Below are 13959 nucleotides of genomic sequence, written 5' to 3'. Positions count from 1 at the left end.
GTACTAATTGGCTGATTGTCTTGACCATATAACCTGAGTAACTTCAGGTTATCCTGAATGTGGATGATTGAATCGTGCTCTTTCTTTACCCGGTCTGTTTAATACAGACTACAACCGTTTTTCCTGGCGACCATAGCGGTCTGGAACCACCTGATACCTTACCGAACTCAGCAGTGAAACAGACTTGCGCCAATGATAGTGTGGGGTCTCCCCATGTGAAAGTAGGGCATCGCCAGGACTTTATTAGCAAGCGGCTTTAAGGCCGCTTTTTTTTATCTGCTCTCCTGCAAATTATTCTCACCTGCTTTCTATCCTTTATTCATTAATAATTACCAATCATTTTAATTTTTAAATGTTCTTTATTGGCAATTTTTTATTTCTACGATGTATGATAAGACGGTATATATTTGGATCGTATATACTATGTTTAATTCCATAAATACAGATGTTGATGTTAACGACGATGATGAATTTTTTATTGCTCTATGTCAGTCCGGATTCCACTCTTACATTGTTGCAGGAGTGCAAAGAAAAGGGCAATTTAGATTATTGCTGAGTGTAGGTAAATATTCTTTTTCTACATCTTTAACTTTAATAAAAGAAGTTCTATTTTCTCACTCTAAAGCTTTTTTAAGTAATGAATATCTGGCTCATGGGCGTTACAACATCGAAGCTAACCAGTATGATACCCCCCGTGAAGTACAGGCAAGTTATAGTGCTTATGCCATCAACTATATTCAATATTTGAAATTAATCGATCTGATAGAAAAAGCAAGTCCATTTATTAGATGTTATAGACCCGTTGAGCAAACGGGTAGTCTCATAAAATTGGAATGGAGACAAGGAAATAATCAGGGTGTCAATCCATCAGTAATAGATAATATAAATAATCTTACTATAAGGAATACTTGTCGTACAACGGCTCTTGATATTGTGGATTATATTGCTCATCCTTTACTTTCAGCTAAAGTGTCAAGAAAGTTTTATAAACCATTGCCGTTAAAAACCATCTTTCAAAACGGTTATGCTCAACATTTATATATTTTGCCTCAGCCTTTAGATGCGAAAAAAACTCAGAATATATCTCCGTTAATTAGAGAGGTATTTATCGATATATACAAGCGACTGGATGATCTGTTATGTTCTACTCACCGTAGTATTTCTACCAGAGAAAAATTTGAGGCTATAAAAAATGTCTATAACGAATTAATTACATGCGATAAGAATGATCTGCCTGCTTTTAAAAGAAAAATGGAGCATCTTATAATTTCTAATCAAGGTATTATTTTCCAACATCGAAATTACAGCTTGATATTAAAAAAGTTAGGTCATAAAACAGCTAGTGAAAATTTATTTATAAAAATTAATAAAAGAATTGAAAAGCAAATTCAGAATACCTTGGGGACTTCAACTTCACAATCATCTAGTGAAATAAAACATTCTCTTACCTGAATAATTTGAGCAAAAGTTAACAAGTATTTAAAAAGCAAAAGTAAGCAGAAATAAAGCACTCAATGTAATCAAAGCAAGACTTAAATTGCCGCCCGGGACAAGCCAAATTCCTCCGGTTGGTTCCTGTTTGCGGGCACGCCATGTCATTAATGCGGGTAAGAGCAATAATAAAATAACACAACAAATTCCTGCATAACTTAAGGCATGCAGATAAATACCAGGATTAATTAGCACTATAGCCAAAGGAGGTAAAAAAGTGAGTGCCAGTGTTGATTTACCTTGTAAGCCAGTTTTCTTTAGAGTCAAGCCATCAGCCAGGAAATCAAATAAACCAATAGAGACGCCAAGAAAGGCAGTAATCATACATATGGAAGTAAAGAAGCTGAAAAAACCAGTAATCCACTGGTTTTTTACTACATGAGATAAGGAATCAGTCAAACCACTGGTCGCATGTTCGTTGGTCATTAAGCTTATTAACCCATGATTTCCTTCTTTGGGAATCACACCCATAATTACTGCGTCCCAAAGAATATAACAAGTTAAAGGTATTAAAGAGCCAAGGAGAATAACTTTTCTCAAGGTTTGTACATCATTCTGAAAATACTCACGTAAACTGGGTACAATCGAGGCAAAACCAAAGGAAGTAATCAAAACCATTAAACTTCCTGTAATCGCTTTTATGGAACCTCCTTGCAAGGTAGTAGGGTCCATATGGGGGCTAATAATAATAACTAACAGCAAATAAACACCCAGTTTGCCAAACATTAAGCCACGATTTACATAATCTACCGAGCGAATACCGCCATAAACAATAAGACCGAATATCACTGTGAAAAATAGAGCGGCCAACCAGCCGGGTGGATTTAAATTAATTTTATGCAATAAACTACTTAATACATCGCTGCCACCTGATATATAAGCGGCTAATAAAGAATAAAGAAGTAAAAGATAAGTAATCCAGGCAATAATTTGTCCTGGTATACCTAAAGTTGTTTTGGCCATTGATACCATATTACTGCCAACGGGCAAACGCAAGTTAACCTCTAAAATAAGCAGAGCACCCACTGTCATCGCTAGCCAGCATAGAATCAAGAAAAAAATAGAATTGGTAAACCCGACAGCGGCGGTTGATACAGGTAAAGCTAACATGCCACCTCCTATTGAGGTGCCGACAATAAGTAGAATACCACCAATAAACTTTGAATCTGGCAAAATAACTTCCAATTAGTATAAAATTAAATCAATATAGTAAATTAAACCGAACATTATGTCAAGGAGGACAACATAATACTCAATTCTTTTATAAGCAGAATACCTGTACTCATCATGTACTGGAAGGTTCCCATAACCTATTTTATTTCAGATTGACGAATTGTTGAATATTTTTAAATTATTTCCCTTATGGCATTAACTAATAAAGCAACGGAAAAAATAATCACTATCCATTGAGTGGTTTTGCCGCCAGGGACTTTATAAACAGGGAAAAATTTCTTTCTACCACAATAAGTCATTAATGCAGGCAATAACAGTAATAAAATAACACAAAACATGCCAGCATAACCTAGAGCGCGCATATAAGCACCGGGATAATAGATAACAATCAGTAAGGGTGGCAGAAATGTCAATAAAAAGAGAATAATCCCTTGTTTCCCTCGTTGTTCTAAAGATAAACCATCGGCTAAAAAACTAATAAGACAGAGTGAAACCCCGAGGAATGCAGTTAACATGCAAATAGAAGTAAAAAAATTAAATAGGGAACTGATAACAGGATTTTGTATTGTATTCGATAGCGAATTGGCTAGAGCTGAGGTGGTGCGCTCGTTATTCATTAAGGCAATTAAGCCTTCAGAGCCTTGGGAAGGCAGACTCCCTATAATCACTGCGTCCCAGGCCAGATAACATAATAAAGGGATGAGCGAGCCAATAAAAACTACTTTTTTCAGTGTTTTTATATCATCATTAAAATAATCACGCAGGTTGGGTACAATAATAGCGAAGCCAAAAGAAGTAATTAGTATCATGATGGTGCTGGTAATATACCGATAATTTCCTCCTTCAAATTTACTGAGCTGCACATGAGGGACTATTAGCAAAACAAGAATAAAATAAACAGCTAATTTGCCAAACATGAGACCACGGTTTATAAAGTCAACGCAACGGATCCCTCCGTAAACGATAAGTCCAAAAAAAACAGTAAAAAGAAGGCTGGCTTGCCATTCGCTGATTGCAAATCCTATTTGTGTGAATAAGTGACCAAAAATATCTGCACCGCCAGAAATGTAAGCAGAGATCAATGTGTAAAGAAGAAACATGTAACTTAGCCAGGCAGTGAGTAATCCTGGAGGCCCCAGGGTGGCTGCTGCCATTGATATCATGTGTTTTCCTGGAGGAAGATAAAGATTAGCTTCGAGAATAAACAGCGCACCTAACGTCATTATTGCCCAGCAAAGCAACAAAAAAAGCGATGATTGCCAAAAGCCTGTCGCAGCATTCGCTACAGGTAATGCAAGCATTCCTCCACCAATTGATGTGCCTACAATAAGGAGAATACCGCCGATAAATCTAGATTTCATTTTACACCTTACATAGTGTGATTAAGAACAGTTTTAAAGAAAGCCTGTGTGCAGATTCCTCAAAGCGTTTGAGAAGAGTATTGGCTATAAACCTTGACTATTACAAAATCACACCTTTCTTACATCATTTTTAAATTTATATCAACTTATTCCAATTACCGAACGAGGATTACTTGGTAGGTCCAAGATAGGGGATGGGACCTGCCTGGGGTGTCGCACAGTTCATAAATAACTGGATTTCCAGGCGGCGATTATAAGCGCTGCCATGGATAAGTTTATTATCACCAACCGGGTGTTTATCACTATATCCTTCTGCATTCAAGCGTTTTGCAGGTATGCCATTGGCCCAGAGGAAAGTTAACATGGTTTCAGCACGAGCTTGAGACATCATTCGCTTATGATAACGGGAGCCTACATTATCAGTAAAACCAGCAACGTAAATAGGACAACAGCGAGGAAATGTTTTAATCAGCTTGATTAAATCAGCTAAACCTGCATAACAAAGTTCATTTAAGCGAGCGCTGTTAAATACAAAATAGCGATCAACAGGAACAATAAAAGTCACTGTATCCCCATATTCAATGTAGTCAATCTGAAATCTTCCTTTTAATTCTTTAATGAGCGCAGGTTTGCTGTCCTTATGAAGTCCTACTGCGGCACCTACCGCAGCACCAATCGCTGTACCAGCAAGAACGGGTCCTCCTGCAGCCGCAACTGCCGCTGTGCCGACTACAGCTCCCGGTCCAGTAGTACTATATGCACGACGATAGGGTTTGAAATTATTATAAGGCGGATGAAAGCAACCGCTTAAAGCTACCAGCGATAAAGCAAAAAAAATCAAGTGCCCTAAAGCGCTTTTGTGTGACATGCTCATTCCTGTTTCCCGTTAATTTTTCCATTATTATGGATCCCCGGCTATTTAGCAACGAGCTTTGTATCAGACAAAAATTCAAAAAATACTGAATTGCTGACTTTCGTCGGTTATTCGCGCTAGGGGCTATTTTGTCCGGTTCGAAGAACAAGGAGCATGAATATTCTGGCAAGGTAATTATCGAATTTTTGTTAGTCTGTAATTTATTAAAAAGGATAGGTCATAATTTTGTTTGTGGTTCTAATTGCTGTTTTGCAACAGAGAGAAAATGCCTTTTATCTTGGGCTTCCCTTAGGTTATAGTGTTTTAAATAATTTATTTGTAACGGACAAAAAATTCAGAGAGTACCGAATTGCTGACAGAAGTTGGCAATTCCAATTAGCCTTAAGTTTTATTTGACCTGTAATGATGCCTACGTCCTGTGGGGATTTGCAAGTGTTTAAGGCTAATTGGAAGAGTCAGCATCTATGGGAATCTTTAATCAGATATTGGATGCCGACTTTCGTCAGTAATCGCGTATAGCTATTTTTCGTCCGGTACAAAGTAAGGATTTAATGAGGTGGCTTTTGGATAAGACAAAGAAAAAATTTGCCTTGGCTCTGGGCGCTTTAGGTGTGGTCTTTGGCGATATAGGCACAAGTCCTCTATATGCAATACGGGAAACATTAGGGGATTTACCTATCATACCCGTGGATATTTTAGGGGTTTTATCATTAATTTTTTGGTCATTGATCATTGTTATTTCCATTAAATATCTGGTTCTTGTTTTCCGTGCAGATAATGATGGGGAAGGTGGAGGATTGGCTCTATTAGCGTTACTTAAACAAAAGAAAAGTAAACATGAATATCTTTTTTATTTATTAGCAATTTTTAGTGCGGGACTTTTGTTGGGAGATGCAATGTTAACCCCCGCAATTTCTGTAACCAGTGCGATTGAAGGGTTAAAAACGGTTTCACCAGAAATGGATGATTTTGTTGTGCCTTTATCGTGTTCTATTTTAATATTATTATTTCTTATGCAATCCAGAGGGACTGCAAAAATTGGCGCAGCTTTTGGACCATTACTTTTCATTTGGTTTATTACTATCGCTGTTTTGGGTATTGCTCAGATAATACAAAATCCTGAAGTACTCCAGGCCATTGATCCTTACTACGCGTATCAATTTTTTCATGAGAATGGTCTTAGAGGTTATCTTTTATTAGGTGGAGTTTTTCTTGTAGTGACGGGAGGCGAAGCACTTTATGCTGATATCGGCCATTTTGGAAAAAATCCAATTCGCTATAGCTGGTTTTTTGTGGCATTGCCTTGTTTGTTGTTTAACTATTTTGGCCAGGGTGCTTATTTAATACGTCATCCAGAAGCCATTGTTAATCCTTTTTATTTAATTTCACCAAACTGGTTTTTTACCCCTCTATTGATTCTTTCTACTGTAGCAACTGTAATCGCTTCCCAAGCGGTTATTTCTGCTACATTTTCCTTAACAAAACAGGCTATTCTATTAGGTTTGAGTCCCCGAATTCCTATTATCCAGACTTCAAAAGAGCAGGTAGGGCAAATTTATATTCCCCATATGAATTTTTTATTGTTGGCGGGGACTCTGTTACTTATTTTGACTTTCAGAAATTCAAGTGCCATGGCTCATGCATATGGTATTGCTGTTAATCTGGTCATGTTATTGGTTACCACGATGGTTGCTTACGCAGCCAGCCAGGTCTGGTCATGGTCCCGACTACGCGTTCTCTTGATTTTTAGCCCTTTTTTATTTGTGGATCTTTCTTTTTTGGGAGCGAATGCCCATAAATTTATAACCGGAGGATGGGTTCCTGTTTCCTTTGCTTTAGTCATTGCATTTATCATGTATACCTGGAATTTGGGTTTGCGTTATTTGCAAAGTAATTTTTACATGCAAAAAGAAGATATTTCCAAAATTGTTAAACAACTACGCTATAAAACACTAAATCAACTCCCGGGTATCACGGCAATTTTTATTACCGATACCTATGATCGCAGTGGCGGCAGTTTTCTTCATTTTTTGAAATTAAGTCTTGCAGTGCCTGAAAATATTTTAATTGTTAATTATGTGGTTGAAAATAAACCTTATATAGGGATAAACAGGCGTTTTGAGATAAAACCCTTGGCCCCTAGCATATGCGAATTAACACTTCATTATGGATTTATGGATACTATTTCGGTGCCAAAAGCTTTGTTAAAAGCCAAAGAACGCAAATTATTGCCGTTTGAGATGAATGTGGAGGCAGCAACTTATTTTGTTGAAATTCCCAATGTGATTGCTTCTCGCAAAAAGAAAACACTTTTATTTTATTGGCAGGAAAGTTTATTTTCTTTTCTTATGCGAAATTATACTGCCAATTTAAATATTGAGTTTTATAAATTACCTCATAACAGGACTATTGCTATTGGAACGTATTGTATTATCTGATCAGAATTAACTGATACACCCTTGATCCAAGGGCTTTGTGGGTACCACCACCTCCACATTAATTCCTTTAATAGTAGGACTTGTTGATACTTTATGCAGGTAGTCAATCAAGGGCACTTCAACTACTTCTCCATACTGTGATGAGGCTTGTCTAAAATAGAGAATCCCCTGTTTTCGAAATGCGAAACCCAAGTGTGAAACATTTAAATTGGTGCCGATTTGTTTACGTAGATTCCAGTCAGGTCTTACAATTTCAATAATTGCCCCATCAGGTATTTGGGAAAATAAATACGGATCAGGATGACCAGCAGAATCAAATAAAGCTGTAAAAGGAAGATAAGGTATCCTTGCCTTGGTTATAGGTAAATGACTGCCTTTTTCTTTTAATTCAGTTAACCGCTTCTTTTGCTCTTTTTTATTAGTCGAATTCAAACGAATCGTTTTAATGGAAAAATGTTGATACCAGGACAGTTTATCAATTAATGCCTCTGCTATTTTTGCTACTTGTTTATTATTTTTATCTTTAAATGATTGAGTAATGTCTTTAATAAAATGTTGATGCTGATTGTTAGGGTTCCAATCCAGTGATATAAAGTGGTTACGCGTTATAAAACTTACATGTCCCTGTTTATAACGTACTTTACGCATACATTGTGCAAAATAATGTTTATTGTTTGCTAAAGCCAGAGCAAGTACAGTAGTGACATAGGTATCGCAGTCGAAGGCATCAGTTCGATATCGGGGTTCCTGGTCAAAACGAGCATTTGCTCCTTCTCCTAACGCACCAAGCCGGTAAACTTTACCTAAAAACTGAGCGCTGATAACATCAAGTCTGGTTGACATATCAGATATCGGCAATGCATTCAGCTTGTGATATAGTTGGCTGATTGTTTTATCCGCTTCCTGCTGTTTCGGATGGGTAACAGCACTTGCTTTAAGTGGCAAGAAACACAGGGAAACAGATAAGACAAACGGCTTTAAATAATTAATAGAACAGTCATGCAGAGCCATGGCTTGCGCACCCTTGATCAAAACCATGTATCTTAATCTATTACGCAGCTGAGGTATAGAATGCTAAATGCGATATGGCTTGGAATGATTTTTCTTTCGGTCATTGTGGGAATAATCCAAGGACGTCTTGACCAGGTCGTTCAGGCAGTAACGGATTCTGCCAGGCTTGGTTTTGAGCTTGTATTGGGGTTGGCTGGAATGATGATCCTGTGGTTAGGAATTATGGGGATTGCTTCAGAGTCGGGGTTGGTTAACCAGCTTGCGCGTCTTCTTCGTCCCGTAATGCGTCGTTTATTTCCTGAAGTTCCGGTCGAACATCCTGCTATGGGAGCGATGATACTTAACATTGCAGCGAATATGTTAGGGTTGGCTAACGCAGCGACTCCTTTTGGTTTGCAGGCAATGAAAGAACTCCAGCGACTGAATACGAGTGCGCAGGAGGCTACTAATGCAATGTGTACCTTTCTTGCCATTAATACTTCAAGCATACAATTAATTCCAGCTACTGCTATTGCCCTTCTTGCGGCAAACGGAGGTTTGCATCCGAGTAGTGTCATTTTCAGTACCTTGGTTGCAACCAGTATTTCCACACTGGTTGCAATTATTGCGGTCAAAAAATTGGCTAAATTGCCAGCTTATCGTATTGGAGAAGAAGCCAATGAGTGAGTTTGCCCACCAATTTTCAAATCTGATTTTCCTGGCATTTATTGTGTGTATCCCTCTGTACGGTATGGTAAAAAAAATTAATGTATTTGAGGCATTCACAACCGGAGCGAAACAAGGATTTGAAACCTGCGTTGCTATTATGCCTTACTTAATAGCGATGATAGTAGCAATAGGCATGCTACGAGCTTCTGGTTTTTTTGATCTGTTAAAAACCTGGTTGGCTCCCCTATTATCTATGTTTGGGATGCCTTCTGAATTATTACCTTTAGCATTGATGAGACCATTCTCCGGTAGTGCTTCTACAGGGATGATGGCAGAACTTATCCATCAATATGGTGGGGAGTCATTCCTTGGGAAGACCGCCGCAACGATGATGGGTAGTACGGAAACAACTTTTTATGTAATTGCGGTTTACTTTGGTTCAGTGGGTATCCAGAGAACACGCCACGCTATTCCAGCCGGATTATTGGCCGATCTTGCCGGTATAATTGCAAGTGTAGCCATTTGTCATTATTTATTTGCATAACGTTGCTTTGTGGCAGACAAAAAATTGAAAGAGTCGGCATCCATAGGGATCTTTAATCAAGCATTGGATGCTGACTTTCGTCGGTAATTTGTGTTAATGGCTATTTTTCGTCCAGCACAAAGTAACCTTTGTTCTATTCTTTAATTAAGTTTACCTTAATTTTTCATTGCTAAACTTCTCTACTAAATTGATGGGCATTAATCATTTTTGGCATAAAGTGATTTGATTATTCGAATGGAGATTAGGATGGCAATAGGTGGCAACGGTTTACCTGTTTTTGATTATAGTACAGACAATCCCCATAATTGGCAGTTTATACAATCCAAGACAGGCGGGGCTAATGAGGCGGGTAAATATGGGGGTTTATTTGCAGTAGGCTCTGTTAAAGTTTATTTAAAACAAGATCCTCAGCAAGATAAAAATATTTGTGAAGCATTTGCAAGTCAGTTTATGCGTTTTATTGCGCAGGAAATTGGCGAAAAACCCGACATAATTGCTAATGTGGATTACGTTCGGACTGATGATGGTGTCTACGTTGCTTCCGAAGTGTTTGAGGGGTACCGGGATTTGTATCAGGATGCTTACCTGGCTTATCAAATACCATTCTATGGCCCTTTACGTAAGAATAAAAATAATAAATGGCAAACCATACCGGCAAAACGTCCTAAATATTTAGAACAGGACGTTTGTATTAATGACATAATTTGTTCTGGTCGATATCAAGATTTAATCCCCGGTATTGCACTAAGGGCGATTGCTGATGATCCTGATGTCAATCTTGAAAATATTGGTGTAGTCGCTAAAGAACGTTCTGGTCCTGATGATCTGATTCCTTATTATAAGAATGATATTTTTACTGGACGCTATTATAAAAAAACACGTGATCAGGCAGGTAAGGAGGATTATAGGCTACAGCCGAGACAGTCAGTAGAGGAAAAAATTGAAGACATAGCTTTTCGATGCAAAGAATTTTATATTAAAAAAAACGGTAAAATTCATCTTATTCCTAACGGTTGGAATGCCAGAGCGGTGAGTATCGATTTTGGTGGGGCTCTGGGTGATTTTAGACCCATTAACCCTAGAAAACTGGATGGTAAAATCCATAATACTAACCGTTTTATGGATTTACTGCGTTATCGTCCTTCCCAAAGTGGCCCTCCAGCTTATCAAAATCAATTGCCTGAAGGAATTAAAGATGGGGATGAATTCTTTAATACCTTAGCTCGGTATTCAATGGTTGATGAGGAAAAAATAAAAGACAAGATTACCATTGAAATTAACAAAGCAATGGAATTGTATAAGGATAGGCGAGATATTTTATTAAGTTTTGCAAAAAGAATTGGTGTAAGTATTCCTGATGCGTCAAAACAGGATAGCCAAAGATTAGGTCACGATATTACTCACTATCTTTATACTAATTTTATTGCCCGTCAAAGGCATGCAAAAAAACTGTTTCTTAATTATTTTTGTCACCTGAGAAGAGAACAGGCTGTTAATTTGATTAACTCCTATCAAAATGAAAATTTGGCGGGTAAAGAGCTAATAATGGCTAATTTTTTCAATCAATGGATAAAAGAGAATAAAAAACTCTTTGATCTGCTTGAACGTATTGAAAAACTGGATGAGGCAGTAGACAAAAGTCATCGTTTTTACTTTTCTGCCATAAAATCTGTATTATTTGAGCGTGCCTGTAAAGCTAAACTTGCAGGAAAATTGGAACAGACGGATGAAATAGATGAAATAATTTTTAATACCCAAACATTAATTACAAACTATAACCACGCTATGCTCAATATTCATAATCCCCAATTGGAGCCTGTTGCAAAAGAGAAAATCGTTGAGAAGTTTCTTGCGGAAGTTGTGAATTATCAAAATACTTGTATAAGCCCTTCAACGAATCAGAAATTTATTATCGCTGCGTGTACTTTAGCAGGTGCATTAATAGGACTGGTTTTGGGTGCGGCATTAGGTTTGATAGGTGGTGCCATGCTTGGTGGAACATTAGGGTTTGTAGTTCCTGGAGTGGGTAATATTATTACTGCATTGAGTGTGGGAAGTTTTACTGGCCTTGTTACGGCAATAAAAGGTGTTGGATTAGGCGCTACAATTGGTACCACTGTAGGAGTATTTTTGTTAGGAAGTGCTTGCTCTTATAAAGCCCGTAAAGGTTCACGTTATTTGTTATTTGGTAATATTGATGAAACCGTGAGTCTATTAGCCAATAATGTAAGTGCAATAATACAGAATGAACGAATTATAAATAATTAGCAGATAATTTGCTATGTGATGTCAAGTCAGCAAGTTATTCGCAATGATTATCTGAGAACAGAGGTTTGTTATAAAATTTATCCGGTTTTGAGAGTTCTCTTATTAGCATTGGCAAGACGTCCCATTTCAAACAGTTTTAACTGTGCTAATAAAGTATTGGCGTTTGCTTTGAAAGCAGCCATTTCTCTCGCAGGAATTGATTCTCCATGAGGTAATTCAACAGTCGTTGGATTTTTAGGTTGTTGATTAATATGAAACTCATAATGACAATGAGGTCCCGTGGCTAAGCCGGTTTGTCCCACATAGCCAATAACCTGGCCACGTCTGACGTAGGTACCTTTGGACAATCCCTTCTGAAATTTCAACATATGTCCATAAATAGTACTATGTTTTTTATCATGCTTTATTTTAATCATGTTGCCATAGCCGCTCTGTCTGCCAATAACTTCAATACGACCATCTCCTGTTGCCAGAATAGGAGTCCCAATTGGTGCGGCCAGATCCACACCTTTATGTGGTCTTTTATAGCGCAGGATAGGATGATTCCTGGCCAGGCTGAACGTTGAGCTGATGTGACTAAAGCGAAGAGGATAGCGATTAAACGCTTTTTTCAGGCTTGTACCTTGTGGATTGAAATAATCAGAACGACCCGTTTTGGTAGTGTGTTGCGTTGCTTGAAAGAGTTTTCCACGATTTTTATAACTTACCGCAACAATATCTCCCGTACTTACCAACTTGTCTCCTACATAAGAAGCTTTATAAATAATTGAAAATTGGTCGCCTGTTCGTACCTCTTTAGCAAAATTAATCTCCCAGGCAAAAATTTCAGTCATTTGTTGGATAAGTTTGTAAGGAATATTATGGCGCTTGGCAGTAGAATACAGAGAATCTCGAACAGTTGCCGTTATAAATTGATTTTGGACATCCATTTTGTGTGTATTCAGTTTGATATTGTAACGTAATCCTTCTCGATAAAGCAGAACGTATTGAGTCGTTGAATAAGGAATAATTACTTTTTCTAATAATTTGTTTTTAATTAAAACTTGTAGTTGTTGATTCGGCTTCAATTTTAGCAAATCTCGATAGCGTGAATTATCCCGCATAATCGTTTGTAGTGTCTGAGGTTTTAAACCCAGGCGATTAAATACAGTAGCAAACGAATCACCCCGTCGCGTTTTGATTATCTTCCATTCGTCTTTAGGTTCAGGTCCTGCTGAAACAACAGGTTTTTTAATTTCAGGGGGTGCTGCATGCGTCTCCACAGACTTATTTTTTATGGATTCTTGTAACTTAAGGCCCACAGAAGATTTGTTGAGAGTTTGTTTTGTAGCAGAAGAATTGGGTGGAATAGTTTGTTGGTTTATCAAAGAATTAACAGGGGCTTCTGTCGGGATTTTTTTATGTGGTGTTGATAGTCGTAATTGCCTTCTTTCGGCTTTTTTATGAGGAAAAGACTTCACTAAAATAAAAGGCAAGGCGCAGGCGATTACCAAAGCAATTAAAGCCAATAACTTGGAGGGCTTTGCAGAATTTTCTAATGAGACATTGGGTCGTTGATCCATGTTTCGCCTTTACTACTGTCATCCTGGATGAATGTGGTTTACTTAAGTCCATTATCAATTTTGTGGTTAACTCTGGTTTTCTGTCTATCCGAACTTTATTTCATCCGAACCCCCAGATTCTGTCTTAATTCCAGTAAATTGATAATAGACCTCAAAACGTTAGGTAAATTGATTACAGTCATCTTCTGGGTTCTGACCACTTAGTTAAGGTACTTCAACCCAAGCTTACGATTGGTGAAACAGCCGCGACTAGTCATTACCACTTGGAAGCTTTTAAGCTTCTGTTTATCTATTCATCTGTCTATCGTTCTTCACCAAGTTGTTCTACTACCTGTTCTTCGAAACAACAATAGACTCTAGCGAGAATATAATAACCGGGCTAAGATACCTGCTGTAAGATGTTAGGTCAATCATTAAAAGTAAGGTTTTTTTGTTATGTTAATTGAAACGACAGTCTGTGAGGAGTTACAACGGGGTTGTGAAGAGATACTTCCTGAACAGGAATTAGAGAAAAAATTGCAAAAAGATCGCCCACTTGTGATTAAAGCGGGTTTTGATCCAACGGCTCCTGATCTTCATTTAGGACACA

At 37.8% G+C, this 13959-nt stretch carries 11 protein-coding genes and 1 rRNA gene (1 of these 12 running past the window's edge); 7 read left to right on the top strand and 5 right to left on the bottom strand.

Annotated features, from left to right (window positions below; genetic code table 11):
• The first annotated feature begins 122 nt into the window (after positions 1-122).
• Positions 123-238, top strand: a 5S ribosomal RNA gene (gene rrf / locus T345_RS0110175).
• A 185-nt stretch (positions 239-423) separates the two neighbouring features.
• Complete coding sequence (locus T345_RS0110170) at positions 424-1452, top strand: hypothetical protein (protein WP_028389259.1); 1029 nt, start codon at positions 424-426, stop codon at positions 1450-1452.
• 27 nt (positions 1453-1479) lie between these two features.
• Here T345_RS0110170 and T345_RS0110165 read toward each other — a convergent pair whose 3' ends face one another.
• The 3 genes from T345_RS0110165 to cmpA form a co-directional block, all read right to left on the bottom strand.
• Entirely contained in the window at positions 1480-2664 is a 1185-nt protein-coding gene (locus tag T345_RS0110165) for an amino acid permease (RefSeq protein ID WP_028389258.1), read from the bottom strand.
• Between the two features lie 173 nt (positions 2665-2837).
• Complete coding sequence (locus tag T345_RS0110160) at positions 2838-4025, bottom strand: amino acid permease (protein ID WP_028389257.1); 1188 nt, start codon at positions 4023-4025, stop codon at positions 2838-2840.
• Between the two features lie 169 nt (positions 4026-4194).
• Positions 4195-4893 (bottom strand): C-OmpA-like family protein CmpA, encoded by a 699-nt coding sequence (cmpA, locus tag T345_RS14120; protein WP_035918798.1) that lies wholly within the window; start codon positions 4891-4893, stop codon positions 4195-4197.
• A 557-nt stretch (positions 4894-5450) separates the two neighbouring features.
• Here cmpA and T345_RS0110145 point away from each other — a divergent pair.
• The gene (locus tag T345_RS0110145; protein ID WP_028389256.1) at positions 5451-7337 is read left to right on the top strand and encodes a potassium transporter Kup; all 1887 of its coding nucleotides are present in this window, start codon (positions 5451-5453) and stop codon (positions 7335-7337) included.
• A 6-nt stretch (positions 7338-7343) separates the two neighbouring features.
• Here the strand turns inward: T345_RS0110145 and T345_RS0110140 are convergent, their stop codons facing one another.
• On the bottom strand, positions 7344-8375 hold the full coding sequence (locus T345_RS0110140; protein ID WP_051555238.1) for an N-acetylmuramoyl-L-alanine amidase-like domain-containing protein: 1032 nt from the start codon (positions 8373-8375) through the stop codon (positions 7344-7346).
• Between the two features lie 33 nt (positions 8376-8408).
• On the opposite strand from T345_RS0110140, the gene T345_RS0110135 reads away from it, so the two are divergent.
• From T345_RS0110135 to T345_RS0110125, 3 genes are all read left to right on the top strand, one after another.
• On the top strand, positions 8409-9014 hold the full coding sequence (locus T345_RS0110135; protein WP_028389254.1) for a nucleoside recognition domain-containing protein: 606 nt from the start codon (positions 8409-8411) through the stop codon (positions 9012-9014).
• Positions 9007-9540: a spore maturation protein gene (locus tag T345_RS0110130; RefSeq protein ID WP_028389253.1), complete on the top strand. Its 534-nt coding sequence runs from the start codon at positions 9007-9009 to the stop codon at positions 9538-9540. The genes T345_RS0110135 and T345_RS0110130 overlap by 8 nt, the downstream gene beginning before the upstream one ends.
• A gap of 246 nt (positions 9541-9786) precedes the next feature.
• Positions 9787-11808 carry an anion permease gene (locus T345_RS0110125; protein WP_028389252.1) on the top strand — a complete coding sequence of 674 codons (2022 nt, stop codon included), beginning with the start codon at positions 9787-9789 and terminating at the stop codon, positions 11806-11808.
• A gap of 77 nt (positions 11809-11885) precedes the next feature.
• Here T345_RS0110125 and T345_RS0110120 read toward each other — a convergent pair whose 3' ends face one another.
• The gene (locus tag T345_RS0110120) at positions 11886-13370 is read right to left on the bottom strand and encodes a M23 family metallopeptidase (protein ID WP_028389251.1); all 1485 of its coding nucleotides are present in this window, start codon (positions 13368-13370) and stop codon (positions 11886-11888) included.
• 435 nt (positions 13371-13805) lie between these two features.
• On the opposite strand from T345_RS0110120, the gene tyrS reads away from it, so the two are divergent.
• Positions 13806-13959, top strand: partial view of a tyrosine--tRNA ligase gene (tyrS, locus tag T345_RS0110115; RefSeq protein WP_028389250.1) — the 5' portion only. Its footprint extends 1046 nt past the window's final position; the window shows 154 of its 1200 coding nt (coding positions 1-154); the start codon lies at positions 13806-13808; the stop codon falls past the right edge of the window.

The sequence above is a fragment of the Legionella fairfieldensis ATCC 49588 genome (genome assembly GCF_000621525.1).
In the GTDB taxonomy this organism is placed as follows: Bacteria; Pseudomonadota; Gammaproteobacteria; order Legionellales; family Legionellaceae; genus Tatlockia; species Tatlockia fairfieldensis.
The sequence above is the reverse complement of the archived record's forward strand: the minus strand, read 5'-3'. Positions and strand labels throughout refer to the sequence as shown.

Bases quoted from the DNA above. Each gene is read 5' to 3' on its own strand.
- T345_RS0110125 (WP_028389252.1), top strand. From the start codon at position 9,787: ATGGCAATAGGTGGCAACGGTTTACCTGTTTTTGATTATAGTACAGAC.
- T345_RS0110130 (WP_028389253.1), top strand. From the start codon at position 9,007: ATGAGTGAGTTTGCCCACCAATTTTCAAATCTGATTTTCCTGGCATTT.
- T345_RS0110140 (WP_051555238.1), bottom strand. From the start codon at position 8,375: ATGGTTTTGATCAAGGGTGCGCAAGCCATGGCTCTGCATGACTGTTCT.
- T345_RS0110170 (WP_028389259.1), top strand. From the start codon at position 424: ATGTTTAATTCCATAAATACAGATGTTGATGTTAACGACGATGATGAA.
- T345_RS0110135 (WP_028389254.1), top strand. From the start codon at position 8,409: ATGCTAAATGCGATATGGCTTGGAATGATTTTTCTTTCGGTCATTGTG.
- T345_RS0110120 (WP_028389251.1), bottom strand. From the start codon at position 13,370: ATGGATCAACGACCCAATGTCTCATTAGAAAATTCTGCAAAGCCCTCC.
- T345_RS0110145 (WP_028389256.1), top strand. From the start codon at position 5,451: ATGAGGTGGCTTTTGGATAAGACAAAGAAAAAATTTGCCTTGGCTCTG.
- cmpA (WP_035918798.1), bottom strand. From the start codon at position 4,893: ATGTCACACAAAAGCGCTTTAGGGCACTTGATTTTTTTTGCTTTATCG.
- T345_RS0110160 (WP_028389257.1), bottom strand. From the start codon at position 4,025: ATGAAATCTAGATTTATCGGCGGTATTCTCCTTATTGTAGGCACATCA.